This window comes from Anoxybacillus sp. PDR2, assembly GCF_009834045.1.
GTDB lineage: Bacteria > Bacillota > Bacilli > Bacillales > Anoxybacillaceae > Anoxybacteroides > Anoxybacteroides rupiense.
Genome location: NZ_CP047158.1, coordinates 3,177,501 through 3,201,275, shown reverse-complemented (window position 1 = coordinate 3,201,275; position 23,775 = coordinate 3,177,501). Strand labels below are relative to the sequence as shown.

The window sequence follows — 23,775 nt, the reverse complement described above, 5'->3', positions numbered from 1 at the left end:
AAAATATGCCTGGTTGTTTCTTCAAAGCAAATTATTTTACATAAGGAAATGAAACGTACGATAATGATGGTAAAAGAAGGAGGTGTAAATTCTGGCACTAAATAGCTGAGCGACTAGTGGACATGGTCGATAGATAAGGAGAGAGATGGCGATTGCTCAGTGGAGCCGTTTGGAATTTTTGGAGCCAGAGAAGAGGTATGGAGAATTTTGTTTTTCACAATCCAACGAAATTAATTTTTGGAAAAGGACAAATTGAACAGTTGCGACAAGAAATTCCTAAGGATGCTAAAAACATACTCATCGTATATGGTGGCGGTAGCATCAAGCGCAACGGATTATACGATGAAGTCGTGGCGTTATTAGCCGAAATGGGGAAGGAGATATTCGAACTATCCGGAGTGGAGCCTAATCCGCGTGTGTCAACGGTTCGCAAAGGAGCAGAGCTTTGCCGGAAGGAGCACATGGATTTTTTACTGGCAGTTGGCGGCGGCAGTGTGATTGATTGCACGAAAGCGATAGCGGCTGCGGCAAAATATGAGGGAGATCCATGGGATTTTGTGACGAAAAAGACATTTGTGACAGAGGCCCTTCCATTTGGAACGATCTTGACGTTAGCGGCGACTGGATCAGAAATGAACTCAGGCTCTGTTATTACGAATTGGGAGACAAAGGAAAAGTATGGATGGGGCAGTCCGGCTGTATTTCCGCAATTTTCGATTTTAGATCCAACCTACACGATGACTGTTCCAAAAGAGCATACGATTTATGGAATAGTAGATATGATGTCACATGTATTTGAGCAGTATTTTCACCATGTTCCTAATACGCCACTTCAAGATCGGATGTGCGAAGCGGTGTTAAAAACAGTCATTGAAACAGCGCCGAAGCTTGTCAATGATTTGGAGAACTATGAATGGCGAGAAACGATTTTATACAGCGGAACGATGGCGCTCAATGGCTTTTTGCAAATGGGATTACGCGGCGATTGGGCGACTCACAATATCGAGCATGCGGTATCAGCTGTATATGACATTCCTCACGGAGGAGGACTGGCCATTTTGTTTCCAAATTGGATGAAGCACGTTGTTGATGAAAATGTGGCTCGTTTTAAACAGCTTGCTGTTCGCGTCTTTGATGTTGATTCGACTGGAAAATCTGATCGGGATACAGCGCTTGAAGGGATTGAGAAGCTGCGCCAGTTCTGGACAAGCATCGGTGCACCGTCGCGTTTAGCTGATTATGGCATCGGTGATGAACAGCTTGAATTAATGGCTGATAAAGCGATGGCGTTTGGCGAATTTGGCCGTTTTAAAATCTTAAACCGTGAGGACGTGCTGGCGATTTTACGGGCCTCTCTTTAGTGTTAAAAGCATGAAGCGATGCAACAAAGGGAAATCATTCCTTTTGTTGCATCTTGTTAGTGTAAATGAAGGGAAAATCTTGTTCGTTCCATTGTGGTTGGACAGAAAATGCAAGCCTTTCTTGATCGAGGGAAAATTCCGCATGTATGCCTCGCTTGTTCCCACGGGCATCTAAGCGGATCCAGCGATTGATTGCCCGGAGAAATACGGCATTCAATGCATGAATGCAATAGCCTTGGTCTGGGGAATTAAAGAGCCTAAGCCGCTGATCACAAAAAACTGTTGGAATTTTTTGTGATCTCAATAATGCGGCTAATAAATTCGCTTTGGCATAGCAAATTCCTTCCCTATAGTAAAGCACCTCTGAAGCTTTGCATGTAATTCTTGAACTTTGAATGTCCCAAGAGTGAGCGATGCGATCTCTTACAAATTCATAGGCTGTTTTTGCTTTTTCCATTTCAGGCATCCCTTGATGAAACAATTCACAGACAGCTTGCTGGATAAGGGGATGAGAGAAATTGACCACATTTAGTTCTTCAAGATAATCCTGGAAATGAGAAGATTCAGGAACTAGCTTCATTGATAGCGATCCTTTCTTTTTTTTGCATAATTATATGTTTTTTTGAATTGAAATCCAACTATTTCTTGTGAAAGACCATTTCGTTGCGCGGATGATTTGTTCGCTTTTTGATAATAAGAAGAAGGATCTTTGTTGTTTGCACAGATTGATTGTCAAAGACAAAAATGTTCAAAATGAATCCGTTTTCAACTTTTTTGATCGCTTGATTATCCTTGTTTGTTTCGTTAAAGTGTAAGAAGTACAATATTTTTCTCTTGGAGGAACGAGAGTATGACACATATTCGTTTTGATTACTCAAAAGCACTATCTTTCTTCGGAGAGCATGAGCTTACATATTTGCGCGATGCTGTGAAGGTGGCACACCATTCACTGCATGAAAAAACAGGAGCGGGAAATGATTTTTTAGGATGGATCGACCTTCCTGTTGATTATGATCGCGAAGAGTTCGCCCGTATTCAAAAAGCAGCTGCTAAAATCCAAGCAGACTCCGATGTATTGCTTGTCATTGGTATCGGCGGGTCTTATTTGGGGGCCCGGGCGGCTATTGAAATGCTCCAGCATTCATTTTATAATGTGCTGCCAAAGGAACAGCGCCGCACGCCACAAATTATTTTTGTTGGCAATAACATAAGCTCGACCTATATGAAAGATGTCATGGATTTGCTAGAAGGCAAGGAGTTCTCCATTAATGTGATTTCCAAGTCAGGAACAACGACGGAGCCGGCAATTGCCTTCCGTATTTTCCGCAAGCTACTGGAAGAAAAATACGGAAAAGAAGAAGCTCGTAAACGCATTTACGCGACAACGGACCGTGCTCGGGGAGCGCTTAAAACATTGGCGACAGAAGAAGGCTACGAAACCTTTATTATTCCGGATGATGTGGGCGGACGCTATTCCGTTTTGACGGCTGTTGGTTTGCTTCCAATTGCGGTCAGCGGTGCTAACATTGAAGAAATGATGAAAGGGGCAGCACAAGCGCGTGAAGACTTCAGCAAATCTGAGCTTGAGGAAAATGCGGCTTATCAATATGCGGCTGTCCGTAATATTCTTTACAATAAAGGAAAAACAATCGAAATGCTGATTAACTACGAGCCTGCGCTACAATATTTTGCGGAGTGGTGGAAGCAATTATTTGGCGAAAGTGAAGGGAAAGATCAAAAAGGCATTTTCCCGGCATCTGCAAACTTCTCGACCGATCTCCATTCATTAGGACAATATGTGCAGGAAGGACGTCGCGATTTATTTGAAACCGTTCTTAAAGTGGAAACATCGCGCCATGAACTGACGATTGAAGCCGAAGACAGCGATCTGGATGGCTTGAACTATTTAGCGGGGCAAACGGTTGATTTTGTTAATACAAAAGCGTTTGAAGGCACGCTGCTCGCTCATACTGACGGAGGAGTTCCGAATTTGGTCGTGACGCTTCCACGATTAGATGAATATACATTCGGCTATCTCGTTTACTTCTTTGAAAAAGCGTGCGCCATGAGTGGCTATTTATTAGGAGTGAATCCATTTGACCAACCGGGAGTAGAAGCTTATAAAGTGAACATGTTCGCTCTTTTAGGCAAGCCGGGCTATGAGGAGAAGAAGGCAGAGCTTGAAAAACGCTTGAAATAACGAGGTTTTGCGACATATAAAAAGCAAGAAAAATCGGGGTCTCTTACAATGTTGAGGGACCCCGATTTGCGATGTGTTTAAGGAATTTACCATAATACTCACCTAGAAGCCTCCTGCCTCTAGCCAGAGTATAGAAGGGAAAGCTTCTTAGTTGATAAAAGATATTGGGGAAACGAAGCTTATGAGCTGAAACATGCTAGAGACAACAGCTGTCCTCGGCTCCCAACAAAAAAGAGGCTCCGCCTCCATTCCTCTCAAGGATCATATGGATAGAGACAGCCTCTTATTTTGAACAATAAAACTCAACTATCATTATTCCTCGTTCGTTTGATTTCCTTTTCCTTTAATAATCTCCCATATTTTTAGAAGTTGCTGACGTTGTTCTTTAGGAGCGTTTTTCAACTCTTTGATCAATACATCTAACTCCGGATCGTGTTCTTCCTTCTGAGCATGTTCCTCGCCCGTTGCCGTGTCCGGATTGACGGTGCGTCCAAGCAAATAGTCAGTAGATACACCATAATAATCTGCAAATTCTCGAATCGTCTCAGGATCGGGATTGCTTGCTCCTGATTCATAGCGATGAATTTGATATTTTGTAAGACCGAAAATTTCCCCAGCCCGTTCTTGGGTAAGGTTATGCTTTTCTCTTAACTTTTTCAACCGATAACCTAGTACACTCATCACTCGCATAACTCCCTTATGTTTCTCGAAAAAAATCATATCATAATTGCTAAAAGTGCAAAACAAAATTGCGAAAAACGAAAGAAAATGTTTGACGTTGCGAAAAATGAAACATATAATAAGAAGTGTTGATTGCGAAAAATGCAACAGAAAAGAGGGTGGGGTCATTGGTAAAGGTCAATCTTCGCAAAATTAGAGAATGTCGAAAAGCAAAAGGTTTATCACAAGGGGAGGTTGCAAAGCTTTTAGGGTTCAATACCGTCTATCCTTATCATCGCAAAGAAAGCGGCCAGCAGCCTTTTACGGCGGAGGAGCTAATGGAGCTGGCTCAGCTGTATAATGTACCTTATGAGCATTTTTTTATATGGGATTATGCTAAAAAGCGAGACAATATGTAGGACGCACAGAAAATGCTGCATTGGTAGGATGCAGAGAATAAGGCAGGCAATGTGGTAGGAAAAAGATTTATTTCGTATACTTTTGGCCTTTGTTGCAGGATGCAGTCGAGAATGAATGTATTGCAAAAAAATAAACAAACCATAATTATCCATATCTGTTGGATGTTTAATTTTTTTATGCCATAATAATAAGATAAGAGCGAATATTGAAAGAACCAGCTTTTGTTCCTTCTGCTTTCGCTAATTTTATTACATGAAAAAAATCCTGTTGACAGAGGAGGAGTATAGTGGGGAATTTTGTGCAAAAAATGAATCAAGAACGGACGCAGCAAGAGGATCCTGCTTTGCAATGCACGCAAATGCTGGACAAGCAGATTCACGAATATGTTCCGGAAAATCAATCCATGCATTTTCATCATTTTTTGTCCATGAGTTGTCTTTTATTTGACACAGATCATCAGTCATCGTTCATTATCGATTACTGTCTAAATAATAAGAACGACGAGGCTGTTCGAGAAGCGATTGAATGGGCCGCCAACAATGGGCTATATGAGCTGGTATCTAGCTTGGCTGAGCTTTATCCGAGCTGCTTTAGCGATCTGTATTTGCTTTGTCTGAAGAAAAAAAACGCTGAGATTTCTCCTGTTCAATTGTACAATGAGTTAGAAAAAATGAAATTTCGCTTAGGAAAAGAAGCGGAGGTACCTGAAGTTCTTGTTTTAGTGAAAATTATGTCCTTATATAGCTTTCTTAGCTTACATTCATACGGACTCATTTTACCGGTAGCTGCCGAAGCGTTTAACGAAGCGGAATTCATTAAAAACAGCTATATCAAAGAATCCTATATGATTCGAATCAAAGAAATCATGGCGATTTATTATACAAAGCAATCGCATTTACAAGATGCGATTTCAATCGCTCAAGAGACGATCAATTTAGAAAATTTCAGAAAATTCCCATTTTTTGTTAATTCTATGCTGCATTTATTAGCAGAGATCTATGTTTATGACGATTATAACAAAAGTATTTATTATATTGAAAAAGCGATTGAACATTTTAAGGAAATTGGAAGTTCTGAGCGGTTTTTGGATTATGAGCACGCCCTTTATGCGACGCATGATTTTATTAAAATCACGAATGGAATGCACCAAAATTTATATTTAACTGATAAGGCGGAAAAAGCACATTATTTAGCGCGCCAGCCAGATGCTTTTTCAAAAGAAAGAGCTCTTTATTTATTGGAAGAGATAGCTAAAGAAAACGGGAAGCTTTCTCCGTTTCATCTTTGCTACAAAGCCCTCGCATTAGGCGATTTGCGACTCATGAAATTTGCTGAAACAGAATTTCTGAAAAACGGGGAATTATTCCACGTTCGGTTGCCAAGAAGATATTTAAAAGCTATGGAACAATAGAGGAAACGGCATGCCTTTTTAGTATAAAAATATAAAGATCAAACAAGCATGCTACGGTTGAAGCAACGCCGCTTTTAGACCTATTCTTGCTTCTGTAACGCGGCGTTGTTAAGTAGAAAAAAGCAAATGTTAACATGTTAAGTTGTGTGTATATATTTTAAGATCATGACAATTAGGGCAATCTATTTAAAAAAGGAGGTCATTTGTCATGATTGAAATTCCTTCCGCATTAGAAGGCAAAACATTTCGCTTATATAAGCTTGAACAGGAGCTTAAACCGCTCGGCTATGTTATTGGTGGCAATTGGGATTACGACCATGGTTCATTCGATTATAAAATTGACGACGAAGTGGGCTATCAATTTTTGCGTGTCCCATTTGAAGCCGTTGATGGGCAGCTTGACTCCAATGGGACAACCGTCAAACTAGGGCGCCCCTATTTATTATCACACAAATACCAAATTGGCGTGGATGATCATGCCCATATCGGAAATTTGAGCGCATCATTTAATCAATTTGCAGAGCCACAAGACCCAGACGCTCAAATTCCAGAAAAATATATCAATATAGGCAAAATACTTGTGAAGGAGCTGGAAAATCATTTGCTTCAGTGATGCTTAAGCACAAAAAGCCGATCGCTTTGTTGAATGGTAAAAAGGGGGGAGGGATTCATAAATGGCACTCCCTCTCTGATAATTCCAATCAACAGAATTTGTTGATTAAGCAAAATGCGGCTGCTTTCAGCCATTGTCTGTCCAACCAGCTCATCAGGTGGATCAAGAAATTGAAAGCAGTTTTCCCCAAGTCGATACAATAACTGTTCAATTAGCGGCGAAATGCCCGGAGACTGAAGGCTGTTGATGATCGAAAAGCTTGAGAGCTGGTTCGTTTGAATAATTTCATCTGCACCTGCTAGTTTGGCATTGTTGACTTGCTGCGTCGTCAAAATTTCAATGATGGCATAAATGTCTGGATTGATTCCTTTGGCTGACAATAAAGTTAAAATTGATGCCATATCGGCATCCAATTCATTTTTATGCTGGTCGGCTGTGATAACAATCATCTTTGCCTTTGCTACGTTCGCTTTTTGTAAGATCGAATCATAGGTCGGATTTCCTTTAATAAAGTGGACTTGGTTATAAGAAACCGGAAGAACGTCTAGTGTTGCATCGACAATAACAAAAGTAAAGGACGGGTGAGCGGCTGTTAACTGCTTGAGCAGCTCGCGTACTCGTTCGTTCCAGCCGACGACAACAACATGCCCCTCTTTTGTATAAGCAACGTTTCCATGCAAGAGAGCATTTTCTCTGGATATGGCGGAAGCAGATAGCGCTGCAAAATAGGCCGAAATAAAGCCTGTACCAAATAAAATAAGCGCAATGCCAAGAAATTTGCCAAGCATCGTTTTGGGAACAAAATCTCCATAGCCGACGGTTGCGGCCGTTACAATGGCCCACCATATGCCATCAAATAACGTTCGATATGTATTCGGCTCTGCGGCATGAATCAGACCTCCGAATAAAAGAATAAAGCTGAATCCTACAAGCAGCATGCGGACAAATATAGGGAGACGAAAATAAGCGTATTTCATCGTTTCCTCCTTCATTTAGGCATATAGATGCAGATTCACCACTTCGCTTTTGGTATGAGATAAGGCTTGCATGGTTCAATGGTTGGGTCGCTGAATAACCAATCGCTTATCGATCCATGAATGGGGCTGGAGGCGACGTTGTTTGGCTTGTTGCCATGTGATGGTCACATAACGCAAGAAAAAGTCCGTGGCTTTGCCTTTAGCTTTCGATTTTCCGCAGCCCTCTGCATTTTTATAGATATGGATATTTTGCACAAAATCATGTTTTTCTTGCATAGATCTTCTTCAATTGCCAACACTACTACTGCTATTAACCAATGCAAGGAGGATGCTTTCATGGATATGAACCGTGTTAAGCAAATTATTTCTTCACCTGCTGATGTTTCTGTTTATTACAATGGTGTGCCTGTCTGGATTGACGATTACAATGAGAAAGCTGGAACAGCCAAGGTACATATGCGTGACGGTCTGCTTCAAGAAACGAGAGAAGTGCCAGTCGAAGAGCTGGAAGAAGAAAACGCCTGAATAAGGCGTTTTTAAATTTTTTGCAATAAAGGCTGCTTTTATTTTTTTAAACTCCTTTATCAATCGACCATAACAGACAGATCATATAATTTTCATTGTTTTAACATCATCCACCGAGATCCCATCTCTTAACGGAGTGGAGATCGAGAGGATTATATGTCGAAATATTAAGGTGAATATAGAGGATTTTCTAGCAAGGTGGTCAAAAATATATGATCATAAACAATAAGAAAGAGGTGAAGATGGATGGAGAAAGCAGGGAAAAATGATCTTTGTCCTTGTGGAAGTGGAAAAAAATATCAAAAATGTTGTGGCAAGCAGCGAGAGGTAATATCGATGAATGAATTCATCATGCAGGAGGTTATGCAGGTCCAGCGCGATTTGCTCCATTATGCCTTGACAAAACATAAAAAGGAACTGGGTGAATTTATTGCGCGAAGAACGAACCATTTACTAGATGATGAATGGGACGAACTGTTTGTATTTTATACCACTTTATGGGCGATATTCTGCCAACCGTTGGTGAACAGAAAAACGATTATTGAACATTATATCCAAACATGCGCTTCACAGATTAAGAGCCCAACTATCCGCAAACTTCTCCACACTTGGGGTCGTGAGTTCCCTTCGTTTGTGCGCGTCATCGAACGAGAATCCCTCAGCTTTGTGATCGCTGAAGATATTTTTACCCAAAAACAAAAACGTATTGCCTTCGATAAACCAGAAATAAAAGAGGGCCATTTGCTTATCGGAACCCTTGTATCCTCTGGTCCAGCCTATTCTTTTTTTATTTCTTGTTTAGAAATAGAAAGGCACGTAGCCGAAACAGTCATTGAACTCCTTCAGGAGATGTTTGATGAAAAAAAAGATGTTTCTGTCCGTGAATTTGTTACCTTATCTTTTCCGGAGCTATTATATGAATGCTTTTTACAATTATCTTCTAAATATCTTTCAATTGAATCGCTTGAATGGGAGCAACCAGTTTATGAACAGGTGGCCTATGTATTGCAGGAGCGAATGGAAGAAATTCATGGAAATGGGCCTTGGATTTATGTGGCTATTGTGCTATGGAAGGTATATTGCGGCTTAGAGCGGCCTTTTATTCAAAAGCCGGAGCTGTATGCAGCTGCTATCCATTATTTAACTCTTGTCATTGTGATTCCGTACCAAGCGGCAACACAGAAAGAGATCGCAAAATGCTACAGGATTTCCAGCAGGAGCATGGCTATCAAATATCGCGAAATGGAAGAGTCTATGGCAGAGTTTATCGCACAAATATATAAAAAAATAGATCATTTTGAAGAAGGACGCATTTTAACCCCAGAGTTCATTCCCCATTCGCAAATCACGACTGAACCAAACAGGCATAATATTCGTCGTCTCATACAGAAACCAAACGATTCAGCAGCTCAAGAAGGACACTTGTTTGTTCAATCGATGCTTACTAATAAAAAGAGCGAATCGTTGAGAGAACAAGCACAAGAATTGCTTGATCAAGCATTTCACGAAGTAAATCCAAAAAGGCGAAAGGAGCTTGTGCATCAAGCTTTGCGTTTGTACCCGAATAGTGCAGCTGCTTATAATATTTTAGGTGACGAAGCAACGACATTGAAGGAAGCAGTGACCTATTATCAAAAAGGAATGGAAGCGGGAGAAAAGGAGCTTGGAAAGAGCTTCTTCCGTGACTATAAAGGTCATTTCTGGATGATAACGGAAACAAGATCATATATGAGAGCAAAAGAAAAGTACGCACAGGCACTTTGGCTGCTCGGAGAAAAAGAAAAAGCGATTAAGCAGTATGAGCAGCTGCTTCAATTAGATTTTAACGACAATCAAGGAACTCGCTATGTGCTGTTGCCTGCTTATTTAGAAACGGAAAAATACGAAAAAGCAGAAGAACTGATAGAGCAGTATGATGAGCCCACTGCCTTCATCAGCTATAATCGCTTGCTTTTAGCGTACTTGAGATACGGTCTTCATGAAGAGATGGAGGAATTGTTAGAGCAAGCTTGGCAAACAAATGAGTATGTGATGGATTATGTATTGAAAAAGAAGCGGCCTCCAACAAATTCTCCTTCGTTTTATAGTCTTGGCGATGAAAATGAAGCTGTCATATATGCAAAAGAACATCTTGCTTTTTGGCAAAAGGAGCGTGAACTGCTTGGGTGGCTTCAAGCAATGGCTCCTTCTTTTAAAACAAAATGGTAGCAACATGAGAACGGGATGAGGAATAAAAAATCATGGACAGTGAATCTTTCAGCCTAGTTGCCCATCATCTCTACATGCCTCCAACCCCCTAACAAGCTGTGCTTCGTATTTTTTCTCTTCCATCTTATCCATTACCACCTGGGCAAAACGATCAGACGCGGAGGAGAAAGGGCTTTTGATTTTTGGAAGTTTAGATTATAGGGCAGAAATGGGGCGATATGTTAGCCGGAGCATCCGTTCACGCTATATCAACGCTAGTAAAAAAGAGACGAACGATCTTTGGAAGAGCGGCGACCGGAAACGAATTTGTGAATTTGCCTTCGTCACGCATCTGTGTGACGAAGGTTTGAGAACGTTGCTTTCAGTCTTACACCCGGCTGCCGAAACAGCAAGGCCTCATATCCATGATGCTCCAGCTACCTTAATTTCTTCATTTTTCAACGGGAGAGTCTTACAATATGTTTTCAACCTACGAGTTTGTTGGCCACGAAAAGCGATATGGTTCAATGGGGGAAAGGACAAATCTTGTTCGAACGTCCTTCCCTAAATGACCACTAGAAACGTTGGATTATTGCGGCTTATAGGCTGCTTTGCCAAATTGCTTCATAAGTATTAACGAGCAGCAGAGAAACAGCACATCAACAAATCCATAGATCGTATCATATCCGCCGATTTTAAGAAGCCAGCTCCCGATTATAGGTCCGCACGCCATTCCAATATATCGGAAAAAATTATAGACCCCAATAGCAGTAGATCGGTTGGAATGAAATATTTGCGTAAGAAGAGTTGTTTGTACAGGCAAAGAGGTTCCTAGGAAGAATCCAAATAGCATGATGGAAACAATCAGTAATGGGAGCGCTATATGTGAAACTAAAAGAAATAAGAACACGGCCAACACATTTAAATAGGCGGTCGTGACAATCACATTTCGGCTTGGGAAGCGTCCTTGTATCCTTCCGCCGACGAAGCTGCCCACGACAATAAACAAAGACATGCATAGAAACACGATTCCCTTTTGTTCTGCTGGAAGCGCGTATCGGTCGTTCAAAATGTTTGGCAAAAATACTAAAAAGTTATATAGCGCATAGTATTGCGTAAAGCCCAATAAAATGATGGACGCGCCCGTGTGATTTTTTAAAATAAAAACAAAATCCCGTGGCTGGAAGCGTTCTGTAGAGCCTGTTTCCGTTTTAGTTTCTTTTAAAAAAATAAAATTGAACAGGAAAATAACAGCGCCTACGAATACAAGGACAAGAAAGACGGTATGAAAGTTAAAGCTTCCCCCAATAAAGCCTCCAGCGATCGGCCCTGCGACCGGGCCAAGCGAAACCATCATTTGAAACGTTCCCATCGCTTTTCCTCTTGCTTTCCCTTCAAATAAATCGCCGATCACCGTAGCAGCAACGACGGAGCCAGCCGCAATTCCAATGGCTTGCAGAGCGCGAAAGACGAGCAAGATAGAAATGGAATGTGAAAAGAAACAGCCAAGAGATGCTAGTACATAAATAAAAATACCAAATAAAAGAACCTTTCTTCGCCCCTTTGTATCTGTAAGAGGTCCATAAACGATCTGCATGAGTGCTAAAAACAAAGTAAAAATGGAGATTGTCAAATTCACCAAAAATGAAGATGTGCCAAAATCTTTTGTGACTTCTGGTAAAATAGGTGTGTAGATCGTTTGTGTAAATGGACCAAGAAATGCAGCAAGCGACACTAAATACACGATCAGTGTCTTATTCATCTGCTTCCTCCTTTCATGTTTTATTAAGAAGTAAAATCAGCGCTTCTGGAAGATTCAGTCACTCGCTTTAAATAATATTTAAGTATGCTCCCTTTTTATGTATTTTTGCAAATAAAATGCTTAAGGAGGAATGGGAAGTATGCAGGAATCATTGATTATTAGGGATGCTCGTTATGAGGATCTTTCGGCGATTGTTCGGATATATAACGAAACCATTCCCTCAAGAATGGTCACAGCAGATTTAGAACCGATAACGATAGAGAGCAGAGAAAGCTGGTTTTGGGAACATTTTGCTGACACCCGGCCGCTATGGGTCGTTGAGAAAGAGGGGCAAATATGTGCATGGCTCAGCTTTCAGTCTTTTTATGGACGGTCTGCTTATCAGCATACAGCGGAAATCAGCATCTATATTTCTGAACAATATCGCGGACAAGGAATGGGAAAGCAATTGTTACAAGCCGCCATTGATGAATGCCCAAGGCTGAATATTAAAACGCTACTCGGATTTATTTTTGCCCATAACGAACCAAGCTTGCGTCTTTTCTCTCATTTTGGCTTTACTACATGGGGGCATTTTCCGAAAGTTGCGGAATTAGATGGCGTGGAGCGAGATCTTATCATTGTAGGAAAACGCATCGTATAGACAGTCGGTTGGTGGGAAATATAATAGAAAAATCGTCAGTACTTATAAAGGCCAACAAACAGTGAAAAGAGGGAGAAAGTATGAATGTAATGCCGATTCGTCTATTTACGATCCAAGATGGAGAAGGATTTGTCGCTGATGTATTCCAATGTCCAGTCACGAAAAACCTAATTTATAAATCGTCGGGGACGCCGGCTATTGTGTCTTATGAGCAGCTGTCTGAAATTCAAAAACGCGAGCTGCAAAGGTATGGATTTCAATTATTAACGGAAAAAGAGTTGTTAGCTTCCAATCAGATTCATGGTGAAGACAGCCATATCATTGAGGAATTTTTGCCGAAACACTGACCAAAACACTGCCCAAAACATGTCATCATACATTTGCTAAGTGTAGATTTCCGCCCTTCAAGCGAACGGCACCTTGATTAGCCTCTGACCGTCGAAAAAATGAGATTCTGCTTGTGAAGCGGGTTGCATCATTCGATAGATGAAAGAAGGCCAAAGGGGCTGTCCAAAAAGTCAGGGTAACTGACTTTTTGAAGCCCCTCTCATTTTTTTCATTTTTTAAAAAAGTACACAAAAAAATCGTCCTATCCTGTAAAATGAAGGTACCAGCACAACATTCCAGAAAGGACGATTTTTATGAGCAATCAAATGATTACTACTGAAAATTATAACACGCAAATGACACTTTTTCCAGAGACAGAGGAAAAAAAGCCCTCTAAAAGACCATTAGCCCCTACTTTTAAACCCTATGACAATCGTCAAACTCAAGTGATTTTTGATATTGAAGCCCTTATACCAGAACATCACGTCGCACGAGTAGTGGACGAAATGGTGGAATCTGTACCAGATGAGCTATTGTTTTCTCATTATAAAGGTGGTGGCAGAAGTTCCTATCATCCCAAAATGATGCTGAAAATCATTCTGTATAGTTATTCCCAAAAGGTTTATTCCTGCCGTGGAATCGAAAAACTAATAAAAGAAAATCTTCCTGCCATATGGTTAGCTGCGATGCAACAACCCGATTTCCGCACGATCAATGAGTTCCGCGGAGAACGGATGAAAGCCTTGATGGATGAGTTATTTGAAGCCATGATTCTAAAATTGATTGAAGAAAAGTACATCACAATGGAAAACTACTTTTTGGATGGCACCAAGATGGAAGCCAACGCCAATAAGTATTCTTTCGTGTGGAAAAAATCAACAGAGAAATGGGAAGCAACATTAAAAGAAAAAATTCAAGAAACACTTCAGTACATTCAAGAATTAACCCAATTAGAAGCAGGAACAGCACAAAAAGAGGCGAACGAAGATCCAGAAATCACGGAACAGAACTTGGAAGCCATCGCTCAAAAATTAGAAGAAAAAGTCGAAATCCTAACAGAGGAAATCGAACAGGAATCCGATACAAAAGTTCGGAAGGAAAAACGAGCAGAACGCAAGAAATGGAAAAAACCTTTAAAACTGATTCGAGAAAATTTTTTACCTCGACTAGCCAAATACAAGGAGCAGAACGAAATCTTTGGCGATCGTAACAGCTATTCAAAAACGGATAAAGACGCAACTTTTATGCGAATGAAAGAAGATCATATGAAAAATGGTCAACTGAAGCCAGGGTATAATGTGCAAATCGGGACAGAGAATCAGTTTATCTTGTTTTATACCATTCATCAACGACCAACCGATACACGTTGCTTTATCCCACATTTGGAGAAACTGGCGGCTACTTCTTTACCGATGCCCAAAACCATCATCGCGGATGCAGGATATGGCAGTGAAGAAAACTATGTATATGCGATTGGTGATGAGAAAGAGCCTCGATTGGATTTTCTCATTCCTTATGGATCCTATGTACGAGAACAGACACGCAAAGACAAAAAGGATATCAAAAACGCGAAAAACTGGACCTATTGTGAAGAGGATGATTGTTTTATTTGCCCGAATGGAAGGAAAGTAACATTTAAAAAATATCAAAACCAAAAGAATCCATCTGGTTATGAACAAAGCTTCAAAATATACGAATGTGAAGATTGTACAGATTGCCCATTAAAAGCGAAATGCACGAAGGCGAAGGGCAATCGTCAAGTTCACTGGAATACCGTCTTCGAAGAAATGAAAGCGAAGGCAAAAACAGCCCTTGAATGTGAAGAGAAAGCCGCCATCTACGCTCGGCGCAAAGTCGAAGTAGAAAGTGTGTTCGGTCACATCAAGGGCAATCGGTCGTTCCGCAGATTTTCTTTGCGGGGCCTCGACAAAGTACATGTCGAGTTTGGGATTGTGGCGTTAGCCCACAACATACTGAAAGTAGCAGGCATCCGCCAGCTACTTTCGAAGAAAAATCGAAAAAATACAAAAGCAAGTGGAGAAAAACGGCTCGTTTTTCTCCACTTGTTTCATTTTAGGGACTTATCAGACAGCCCCTTTGGCTCTGTTTGGAGGAGGTTTAATATACTCCTACTTGGTTCCAAGCGTTGGCCACCGCATTATATGTTGAACTGCCGGATCCATACAAATCAGCAGCAGCTTGTAATAAAGCGGCTCGAGCATTGCTGAAATTGCTTGTTGGAGTTAAATAGACAGTTAATGCTCGATAATAAATTTTTTCTGCTTTTTCCTTGCCAATTGCAGTAATCGTCAAATAGGCAGCTTTATTTGGAATACCGCTATTTGTATGCACTCCGCCGTTATCTGAAGAGGTGTATACATAGTCGTTCATGTGAGCTGGCTGTCCGTATGCTTGAGGATTAGAAAGGCTTCTTAAAGCATCGCCGGAAACGTTAGGTGTATAGACGTCTTCGCCGATTAAGTAATCATTTGAATCTACAAAGCAAGCGAAAACATCTGACATTGATTCATTTAATGCGCCTGATTGGTTGCGATATTCGAGCCCTGCTGTTCGATCAGTGACAGCATGTGTTAACTCATGTGCGACAACATCGAGTCCGCCTGATAAAGGAGCGAACGTCGTTCCGTCCCCGTCTCCATAAACCATCTGTACTCCGTTCCAAAATGCGTTGTTATATCTATTGCTATAATGAACCGTTGAGCGAATCGTTGCTCCGTTGTTATCAAAGCTATTGCGATTATGCGTGTTTTTGTAATAGTCGTAGACGACTCCTGCATAATAATGGGCATCTACATCAGCACGTTGTGAAGAAGCAGTCCATGCATTATTGCTGTCAACAGAGTAGGAGCCAGGCAAGTTCGTGCCATTTTGCGCCGTGCGTGTTTCGATGACCCCTGACATCGGCTTTGTCACATCGTATAAATAATAGGTGCCGTTAGAGTAGTAAGTATTAAGAGTTTTGTAATCTCCTAATACTCCGTAGCCATAGCCGCTTGTTGCCTCTTCGGCTACAGCATTGTAGGCATCGACAATTTTGCCGTTATTTGCATCAACGTAAATTTTCCAATTGGCCGGATACGGATAAATAAATTGCAATTCTACTTTGTGGGTCAAATAGTAGTTTCCATCCTTCTCGTAAATAACCAGTTTGCTTTTTTCCACTGTATTGGCGACATCCGCTTTTTCTTTTAAAGGTGCGTTATCCTCTTTGACCTCTGTTTCTTGTTTCGTTACATTAATGTGCTTCCAAGCCAAGTCAATGGCTTCTTTATCCGAAATTTTAGCGGCTGTTTTGTTTTTAAATTTGTCCGAAGCGCTAGGACGGAGCTTTCCGTTCGTGGCTTTGACAATCCCGTTTTTATCCGTATGGACTAAAAATTCTCCGCCATCTATCGGAACGCCATTGAGTGACTGAACATATTTATAGTGGGTCATGCCTAATTCATCGGTCTTCACATCGACTAATGTAAGCTCTGTGTCAGGATTGATCTGATAAATTTCTTGATTGTTTTTCAAAAATTCCCGGATCGTTTTTTCACTTTTAAAAGACTGTGAAGATAGCTTTCCGGATAGAAATTCTGGAGCACCGTTTTTCGCATCCCAGTTTTCTTGGAGGATTTGCATTTTCTGGTGGGCATGCTTTTGTGCTGCGGGAGATTGTACGGCCGCATACGATGATGGAAGAAGGGCACTAAACGTTAAACCTGCTGCTAAAATAAAAGTAGCTTTCTTTTTCATAAATTTCCTCCTTTGTAAAATTGGATTATATACGATAAAAATTGTATTATACAAAACGGCAAATGGGTATTGAGAAAGTGGTCATTAAAGTTGGATAGAGATGGGAATGATTTGGCCTTTATTTTTCAATATGTTCATAGTGTTAAATGGACTGTGCCTCATTGCAGCTAACGATCAGGCGTGTTGATCATCCAATAAAAACCAATGAACAATACCGGATTCCTCGCTTTTCATCTGAAGCCGGCGAGCCGATTTGCCTCCCGATCGTGAGTTTTAATATGGTCCATTCATCATAATTATTACAGCACGAAGGACAATTAGTTTGATTGTATTGCTCGATAGATGATCGCTTTAAATAAAGAGAAAGAAGACATAAACAACCGAAATTCTCTGAACAAATTTCCTAATGAGGAAAGTTTATTGGAAAAAGTTAAATACTTTCTGAAATGAGCCAATTTACACAATAGAGTAATAACAGTGGAATATGTTAAAAATTACTCCAGTCCTGACGATAAAGAAAATGTTAGAAATAGTTTACTAAAATAATAGTGAAAGGAGTAGTGCTTTGGTTTCATTGCGGTATAGTCAACCTAATGTTTTTGTACAGTTAGAGTAACATGATAAGACATGGATGTAGCATGGACGAGCGTGCTTCTATAGTACTAATTTTTATTTATTAGAAAGGTGCATCAAGATGATTCTTATCAATGATCAAATTATTTCACCGATTTTGCTTGCATCATTGCAAGAATTGGATATCCCTGTTTTGGTTCAGGGGAATCCATCGAATTCTTTAAATGGCTTAAAGACATTAGACGAGACAGAATTTTTTGGGCTCATGAATGAGCAAACAAAACTATTAACGAATTCAGAAAGCTGCTTAAAATTGCTTGAATCATATGCCCCAGATAGCGTGCAAAACCGTTGGTCCAAACAGTTAAAAGACAAAGGGCTTTTTCGTTCTGCTTTGAAAAAAATGTATCCAGATTATTTTTACAAAGTTGCGGATAGGAATGAGCTGTACAGCCATTCGATTGATGAGATCCCTTTTCCTGTTGTCATAAAGCCCAGCAAAGGGTACTCAAGCGTAGGCGTATATAAAGTAAAAAGCGCAAATGAATGGGAAGCGGCGTTGCGGCAGTTAGAAACAGAACTGTTTGTAGCGGAGAATATGTATCAAAGTGTTATTGATGGAGAAAGTATTTTAATTGAAAAATGGATTTTTGGAGAAGAATACGCGATTGATGGCTATTATGACCACAGCGGTCATCCGGTGATTTTAAATGTTTTTAAACGATTGTTTAAAGATGAATATGATACATCAGACCGGATTTATTATACATCAAAGCAGGTGATTGCCGAGATTTACGATGACATTCTTGCGTTTATGCATCAGTTTCAAGAAATTTATCCATTAAAAAACTTTCCTATTCATTTTGAAATTAGAAAAAATAATGACAGCATAATTCCGATTGAAGTGAACCCGCTTCGGTTTGCTGGAGCAGGTACAACAGATCTCGGATTCTATGCTTATGGATGCAATGTATATGAACACTATTTCCGAGGAACATGCCCGGACTGGAACAGAACGCTTCAACATATGGACGATCACATCTATAGCTTCCTTTGCGCCGAAATTCCTATGCATATTTCTCAAAGCTTGATTCAATCCATTAATCACCCATTATTTCAAAAACAGTTTGACCACATCTTAGAATACCGGCCGATACAAGCAGCAAATGACCGAACTTTTGCGATCGTATTTTTTAAAAGCAAAACAATGGACGAGCTTTATCGGTTGCTGCGGCTCGATTTACAAGCATTTATCCACAGAAAGGAACTTCAATATTTGGGAGAAGGGGCTAAAGAATGAAAAAGATGCTTTGGAGAAAATCGATTCGATCTCAGCTTATTATAAGTTTTATCTTGCCTTTTATTTTATTTTCCGTCGTTGCATTTGGCTTTGTTTATTATGTGTCTAGTTACATTATCCAAGATCATGTAATTCCACAGTTTGATGAGCGCTTAACTGAAAATGGTGAAACATTGGCGGAAAAACTTGATCCAACTCTTATTCAAAATGTTATTGCCTTTCCAGAGAAATATGGGGAGGAGCTTAAACAAGAGCTTGACTCATTTATTAAAAATAAAAACGGAATTGAGTATGTATATGTATTGGCGAGACATAATGGGCGAGATGTCATTGTCGCTTTAAATGACAGCGACGAATTTATGGTGGAGTCTCCGTTTACAGAGGAACAAAAACAATCATATGAACAAAAAGAACAGATTTTAAGCAGCATTTACCAAGATAAGTGGGGAGTCCATAAATCCTTTTTTATGCCGGTGCGGGGAACGGATGCGATCATTGGCGTGGACATGAGTGCTAAGTTTATTAAGCAACTCGAGCATTGGATATGGACCTTTTCGATCATTTTAACTGCGGTGATGATTGCAGCTGGCATCATACTGGCGCTATTCATCGGAAATCGAATATCCAAGCCTTTAAAACAATTAGTACAGTACACAAAGCGTCTCTCTAATGGGGATCTTAGCCAGCCGATCAAGATGAAACGAGAAGATGAGATCGGCATTTTAGCAGCCAGTTTTGAAGAAATGAGAAAAAATTTAAGCCATATCATTCAGCAAGTAAGCGATAATTCACAAACCATCCATGGAAGCAGTGAAATTCTTTTGGGGTCCTTTGCCGAATTGTCTCAAGCATCGCAGCAAATTGCTGTCAGCACAAATGAAGAAGCAAAAGGATCAGAGGAAAGAGCGCATCATATTGATCGCATTTCTCATATGATTTCTGAAATGTCGATGTCTATTTCTAATGTCGACGAGCAAACAAAATGGATTAAAAACCTTACAGGTCAGGCACGAGAGCAGGCGGAAAAAGGGAACATTCAAGTACAAATGATTACAGAACAAATGAGTAAAATTAAACAAAATGGAATAACGAGTAAACAAAATCTGTCTGATCTTGGGGAAAAACTAAAACAGATTAACCACATTATTCAAATGATTCAAGAGATTTCATCGCAGATTCATTTGCTGGCTTTAAATGCTTCCATCGAAGCAGCCCGCGCTGGAGATGCAGGGAGAGGATTTTCGGTCGTAGCTCAAGAAGTTCAGAAGCTGGCCCATCAAACCGACGAATCCATTCAAGTCATTTCTCAAGCGATAGAGGAAATGAACGAACAGGCTAAAGTGGTGCTTCAGCTAAATCAGCAAGATTTTGAAGATATTGTAAAAGGGGTGGAGATTGCTGAAGATAATGGCCGACTATTTCATGCGATTTATGAATCCGTAGAGCAGTTAACAAAAGGAATGGATGCTATCGCCAAAAATACAGAAGATCTATACCAATCCTCCGATCAGGTTTTGACATCCATTCAGGAAATTGCGGCTATTTCTGAACAAGGGGTAGCGGTGATTCAGGAGATTTCTGCTTCTGCTATTCAACAAAACCATACTATTGATTACTTAAAGGAGCAGAACATTCAACTAAAACGTTTAGCTGATCACCTTCAAGAGATGATTGCAAAGTTTAAGATAGAGTAAGTATTCCTCAGTAAAATCACGATCTCAATTTATAAAGAGTCGAGTGAATCTTTCGGCCTTTTCGTTTAAGCGGCGTAATCAAGTGTAATGATATCACTTTAATGGAATGTCAGGTGTGTTGATGATCCAATAAAAACAAATTGGCATCGCTTGACTCCTCGCTTTTCTGCCGTAGTCGGCAAGCCATTCGCTTGCCGACTGGGCATGCATCTGGCAGAAACGCTTGTGTCTAGCTCAATTATTCCATATTTTTAGTAAAATAATGGATCATTGCATTCTTGGATTGTCCATCATTAACCACTTTCAATATCAATATGAACAATGGATGAGATGCTGCGAAGCGAATAATAGACATCCGTTATTGATTTTTTCTGATCAACAGCTACTTTTAGTCTAATAAGATGATGATGATCATCAAAATCTTTAATTCGAACCGTTTTTATATCAATGATTTGCTGGTTAATGGCAGAAATCACATCATCAATATGATCGTTATTAGAAATAGTAATTTGTAAAACAAACTCTTTTTCTCGCAGCTGCTTTGGGCCGAAAAAAGAGGTGAGAAGAGGAATGAGTTCTACGCTTAAAATAAGTAATCCCACGCTTAAAATAGCTTCCCAGTAAAATCCCGCCCCAACGGCAATGCCGATTCCGGCTGCTCCCCAAATAAGAGCAGCCGTTGTCAGACCTGAAATGCTGTCGTTCCCCCGACGCAAAATGACGCCTGCTCCTAAAAAACCAATGCCGGATACAATTTGCGCAGCAAGACGAAGCGGGTCCATGGCCATGCGGTTTTTTAAAGGAAATACATATGCCGACTCAATAGAAACAATCGTTAATAAGCAGCTCACAATGGAAATGACTAAACATGTCTTTAATCCCACCGGCTTTCGCTTTAATTCTCTCTCGATGCCGATCACAAGGCCTAATACCGTTGATATTCCCAGCTTCATAAAAAGATGAAAATCCATATTTTATCACCTTTTCTTATTCAATCAATGTTATAATCATTATAAATTATAAATTATAAAACGTTGAACGAGGGATGGATGATGCAATCACAAAATTTATTTAAGCCGTATCTCGCTCTTTTTATCGGTGCGCTCTCGATATCAACATCGGCCATCTTAGTAAAATGGGCGCACGCTCCTGCAGCTGTAATCGCTTTTTACCGTCTTTTTTTCACAGTTTTACTGATGACTCCGATGTTCCTTCCAACTTGTCGTGAACTATTGAAAATTTCGAAAAGAGATTGGTGGTTTTCTGCTATTTCCGGTGTACTGTTAGCTTTTCACTTTATTCTCTGGTTTGAATCTTTAAACTATACGTCGGTCACAAGCTCTGTTGTGCTTGTGACGCTGCAACCATTGTTTGCATTCGCTGGAGGCTACGTGTTTTTTAAGGAAAGATTGACGATTGGCGCGTTGTTAAGCGGCTTGCTTGCGATTGCTGGAAGCACCATCATTAGCTGGGGAGATTTTCGAATAAGCGGACAGGCGCTATTCGGTGATATGCTAGCCTTGCTTGCTTGCATGATGATTACAGGATACTGGCTGTTTGGACAGGATTTACGGAAAAGACTATCGCTGACGATCTATACATATGTTGTGTATGGAATCAGCTCTCTTACCCTGCTGCTCTATGTGCTTTGCTTTCGCTATCCTCTATTTTCTTATAAAAAAACAGATTGGCTTTGTTTTATTTTACTTGCTATCATCCCTACTTTGCTGGGCCATTCGTTAATGAATTGGTCGGTAAAATGGGTAAGTGCTGCGACCATTTCAATGGGAATTTTATTTGAACCTGTTGGTGCAGCTATTTTAGCCTATTTTTTACTTGGAGAAATGATCCAGCAATCGCAATGGATTGGCGGTTCCTTAATTTTATTGGGCATCGGCACATATTTATGGAGTGAAAATCGAAAAAAAACATTACAAATTCAAGAAAGTTGATGAACCGATTTTTCCAATGAACAGACGGCTTGGATCGAATGGCAAGGCTATGCGCTGCTCGTTATTGGCAAACCTGCTTAAATATTTAAAATCTACTCTTGTTGTTTGTTCTAATAAGTAAGCTGACTTTTTCGCTGCTTTTTTTCGCCGTTTATTGAGCGCTGAAATAATTTCATCCTTTGTTTTGATTCCGATCCCATGCCCATAATAAAGGTCGTCTCCTAAGTAAATGGTGTTTTCTCCTTGCCATTGAGGCATTTCTGGATCGACATCAGGATTTTTAAAATATAGACAATCGCCGGGAATGTAGTCGTTCCCGGTTTTTGTTTGTACTCCTAAATCTTCGTCATAATGCCAATCGTATAAAAGAAGGTTGGAGAACAGTTGATTAAAAGTTTGCCGGTCAATCGTATCTAAGACTGCCTTATAGAAAATGATGACAATAGCTGTTGCACACTCAAAGGCGTATAGCTGGCTGTTTTCAAAAATATCATTAATCGCATCAGCTGGAGTCACGCTCTTTTTTAACTCAAATCCGCCTAAATGGTTTCGTGACCAAAACTGCTCATTACATCTCGAAAAACGGAAAATGGTAAATCTTGCTTTACTTTTTGCTAAGCGAATAGCCGTATGAAGAATTTGTTCTCGTAGCTTCAGCTCAAATAGAAGCTGTTGTTCGTTTTTATATGTGTATTTTTTTCTTTCTTTTAGTAAGGCTTGAAAAATCATAGTTTGCTCTTTGGATAAAGGGGAATGGGAAAGAAATTGGTTATCCACAATCGAGCTTTTAACTTGAATCATGTTGTCCACCCTTTCATTTAGAGGTTATCAACAAATTGTGAATATTAAAAAAAGTTACTCACATATCTGCCAAAATCAGCGCGAGCATTTAATTAACAGTGTGAATAAGCACTGTTTTTTTGTGGAAAAAATGTGGATAATATTTGTAACAACATTTTAGAAAATAACAAAGGATCAACAAAGATATGGGGATTAGTGTTCTCATGTTTTACGGATAAGTATAGTGGATATAGTAGATTATATAAGAGCTTTTCTTGAAAATTAGGCTAAAAAGTAGAACATTCATTCATATCCTTTCTTTGAAGAGAAATTCTTCCATTTTTTTATGAATCCATATTTCTTATGTAAATGTCGTTATGAAGTCTTTGGCTGCTGTATAATGAAAATCTGTTTCTACCGTTTGCTCTCATATGTGTCTATTTTTCTCAAAGGAATCTGACTGATGAACATCTAAAATTCGCTGTGACCAAAAAGAGTACAATAAAGAAGAGCGATTGGTACAAGAAGCTGCTCAATCGATAAAAAATGGAATCAACATTTGCCGATGATGCTGTAAGGCTTATGTGCGCTGTTACAAAAAATATGCGCATTTGGATGCTGGAACTGTTTG

Annotated in this window: 20 protein-coding genes and 2 pseudogenes; 14 read left to right on the top strand and 8 right to left on the bottom strand. The window is 40.0% G+C overall.

What is annotated here, in order from left to right; all coding sequences use genetic code 11:
• The first annotated feature begins 197 nt into the window (after positions 1–197).
• Positions 198–1,361 carry an iron-containing alcohol dehydrogenase gene (locus tag GRQ40_RS15390; RefSeq protein WP_159720307.1) on the top strand — a complete coding sequence of 388 codons (1,164 nt, stop codon included), beginning with the start codon at positions 198–200 and terminating at the stop codon, positions 1,359–1,361.
• A gap of 58 nt (positions 1,362–1,419) precedes the next feature.
• On the opposite strand, the pseudogene GRQ40_RS15385 reads toward GRQ40_RS15390, so the two are convergent.
• Positions 1,420–1,941 (bottom strand): annotated as a pseudogene (locus tag GRQ40_RS15385) (transglutaminase domain-containing protein); the annotation flags it as partial.
• 270 nt (positions 1,942–2,211) lie between these two features.
• Between GRQ40_RS15385 and GRQ40_RS15380 the strand changes: the two are divergent.
• A complete protein-coding gene (locus GRQ40_RS15380) occupies positions 2,212–3,561 on the top strand; it encodes a glucose-6-phosphate isomerase (RefSeq protein ID WP_159720305.1) in 1,350 nt (449 codons plus the stop codon).
• Between the two features lie 312 nt (positions 3,562–3,873).
• On the opposite strand, the gene GRQ40_RS15375 is transcribed toward GRQ40_RS15380, so the two are convergent.
• Positions 3,874–4,242: a helix-turn-helix domain-containing protein gene (locus GRQ40_RS15375; RefSeq protein WP_066148895.1), complete on the bottom strand. Its 369-nt coding sequence runs from the start codon at positions 4,240–4,242 to the stop codon at positions 3,874–3,876.
• A 167-nt stretch (positions 4,243–4,409) separates the two neighbouring features.
• On the opposite strand from GRQ40_RS15375, the gene GRQ40_RS15370 reads away from it, so the two are divergent.
• The 3 genes from GRQ40_RS15370 to GRQ40_RS15360 all read left to right on the top strand — a co-directional run bounded on the left by GRQ40_RS15370 (position 4,410) and on the right by GRQ40_RS15360 (position 6,665).
• On the top strand, positions 4,410–4,640 hold the full coding sequence (locus GRQ40_RS15370) for a helix-turn-helix domain-containing protein (protein ID WP_044745082.1): 231 nt from the start codon (positions 4,410–4,412) through the stop codon (positions 4,638–4,640).
• Positions 4,641–4,927: 287 nt separating this feature from the next.
• Positions 4,928–6,052 (top strand): AimR family lysis-lysogeny pheromone receptor, encoded by a 1,125-nt coding sequence (locus GRQ40_RS15365; protein WP_044745081.1) that lies wholly within the window; start codon positions 4,928–4,930, stop codon positions 6,050–6,052.
• 208 nt (positions 6,053–6,260) lie between these two features.
• Positions 6,261–6,665: a YugN-like family protein gene (locus GRQ40_RS15360; RefSeq protein ID WP_044745080.1), complete on the top strand. Its 405-nt coding sequence runs from the start codon at positions 6,261–6,263 to the stop codon at positions 6,663–6,665.
• On the opposite strand, the gene GRQ40_RS15355 is transcribed toward GRQ40_RS15360, so the two are convergent.
• Both GRQ40_RS15355 and GRQ40_RS15350 read right to left on the bottom strand, forming a co-directional pair.
• Positions 6,659–7,642: a potassium channel family protein gene (locus GRQ40_RS15355; protein WP_231734629.1), complete on the bottom strand. Its 984-nt coding sequence runs from the start codon at positions 7,640–7,642 to the stop codon at positions 6,659–6,661. The two genes, GRQ40_RS15360 and GRQ40_RS15355, sit on opposite strands and share 7 nt — an antisense overlap.
• Positions 7,643–7,717: 75 nt before the next feature.
• The gene (locus GRQ40_RS15350) at positions 7,718–7,918 is read right to left on the bottom strand and encodes a hypothetical protein (protein ID WP_159720304.1); all 201 of its coding nucleotides are present in this window, start codon (positions 7,916–7,918) and stop codon (positions 7,718–7,720) included.
• Between the two features lie 60 nt (positions 7,919–7,978).
• On the opposite strand from GRQ40_RS15350, the gene GRQ40_RS15345 reads away from it, so the two are divergent.
• From GRQ40_RS15345 to GRQ40_RS15340, 3 genes and pseudogenes are all read left to right on the top strand, one after another.
• Complete coding sequence (locus GRQ40_RS15345; protein ID WP_066148897.1) at positions 7,979–8,167, top strand: H-type small acid-soluble spore protein; 189 nt, start codon at positions 7,979–7,981, stop codon at positions 8,165–8,167.
• A 246-nt stretch (positions 8,168–8,413) separates the two neighbouring features.
• Positions 8,414–8,485: pseudogene (locus tag GRQ40_RS19065) on the top strand (SEC-C metal-binding domain-containing protein); the annotation flags it as partial.
• A gap of 18 nt (positions 8,486–8,503) precedes the next feature.
• Positions 8,504–10,375: a hypothetical protein gene (locus tag GRQ40_RS15340; protein WP_201296003.1), complete on the top strand. Its 1,872-nt coding sequence runs from the start codon at positions 8,504–8,506 to the stop codon at positions 10,373–10,375.
• 568 nt (positions 10,376–10,943) lie between these two features.
• Here the strand turns inward: GRQ40_RS15340 and GRQ40_RS15335 are convergent.
• Positions 10,944–12,116, bottom strand: coding sequence for an MFS transporter (locus tag GRQ40_RS15335; protein ID WP_044745076.1), 1,173 nt, complete (start codon positions 12,114–12,116; stop codon positions 10,944–10,946).
• Between the two features lie 139 nt (positions 12,117–12,255).
• Between GRQ40_RS15335 and GRQ40_RS15330 the strand changes: the two genes are divergently transcribed.
• From GRQ40_RS15330 to GRQ40_RS15320, 3 genes are all read left to right on the top strand, one after another.
• Positions 12,256–12,759 carry a GNAT family N-acetyltransferase gene (locus GRQ40_RS15330; protein ID WP_201295961.1) on the top strand — a complete coding sequence of 168 codons (504 nt, stop codon included), beginning with the start codon at positions 12,256–12,258 and terminating at the stop codon, positions 12,757–12,759.
• 80 nt (positions 12,760–12,839) lie between these two features.
• The gene (locus GRQ40_RS15325; protein WP_159720303.1) at positions 12,840–13,106 is read left to right on the top strand and encodes a hypothetical protein; all 267 of its coding nucleotides are present in this window, start codon (positions 12,840–12,842) and stop codon (positions 13,104–13,106) included.
• 336 nt (positions 13,107–13,442) lie between these two features.
• The gene (locus tag GRQ40_RS15320) at positions 13,443–15,314 is read left to right on the top strand and encodes an IS1182 family transposase (protein WP_370514207.1); all 1,872 of its coding nucleotides are present in this window, start codon (positions 13,443–13,445) and stop codon (positions 15,312–15,314) included.
• On the opposite strand, the gene GRQ40_RS15315 is transcribed toward GRQ40_RS15320, so the two are convergent.
• Positions 15,205–16,845 carry a M4 family metallopeptidase gene (locus tag GRQ40_RS15315; RefSeq protein WP_159720302.1) on the bottom strand — a complete coding sequence of 547 codons (1,641 nt, stop codon included), beginning with the start codon at positions 16,843–16,845 and terminating at the stop codon, positions 15,205–15,207. The two genes, GRQ40_RS15320 and GRQ40_RS15315, sit on opposite strands and share 110 nt — an antisense overlap.
• Positions 16,846–17,539: 694 nt before the next feature.
• Between GRQ40_RS15315 and GRQ40_RS15310 the strand changes: the two genes are divergently transcribed.
• Entirely contained in the window at positions 17,540–18,718 is a 1,179-nt protein-coding gene (locus GRQ40_RS15310) for an ATP-grasp domain-containing protein (protein ID WP_159720301.1), read from the top strand.
• Positions 18,715–20,412, top strand: a complete 1,698-nt coding sequence (locus GRQ40_RS15305; RefSeq protein WP_159720300.1) for a methyl-accepting chemotaxis protein — start codon at positions 18,715–18,717, stop codon at positions 20,410–20,412. Before GRQ40_RS15310 ends, GRQ40_RS15305 begins: the two co-directional genes overlap by 4 nt.
• A 293-nt stretch (positions 20,413–20,705) precedes the next feature.
• Here GRQ40_RS15305 and GRQ40_RS15300 read toward each other — a convergent pair whose 3' ends face one another.
• Positions 20,706–21,383, bottom strand: a complete 678-nt coding sequence (locus tag GRQ40_RS15300) for an MgtC/SapB family protein (protein WP_044745071.1) — start codon at positions 21,381–21,383, stop codon at positions 20,706–20,708.
• Positions 21,384–21,464: 81 nt separating this feature from the next.
• Here GRQ40_RS15300 and GRQ40_RS15295 point away from each other — a divergent pair, with 81 nt between their 5' ends.
• Positions 21,465–22,364 (top strand): DMT family transporter, encoded by a 900-nt coding sequence (locus tag GRQ40_RS15295; RefSeq protein ID WP_159720917.1) that lies wholly within the window; start codon positions 21,465–21,467, stop codon positions 22,362–22,364.
• On the opposite strand, the gene GRQ40_RS15290 is transcribed toward GRQ40_RS15295, so the two are convergent.
• Entirely contained in the window at positions 22,344–23,165 is an 822-nt protein-coding gene (locus tag GRQ40_RS15290; protein ID WP_159720299.1) for a protein-glutamine gamma-glutamyltransferase, read from the bottom strand. The genes GRQ40_RS15295 and GRQ40_RS15290 overlap by 21 nt on opposite strands.
• Positions 23,166–23,775 lie beyond the last annotated feature (610 nt).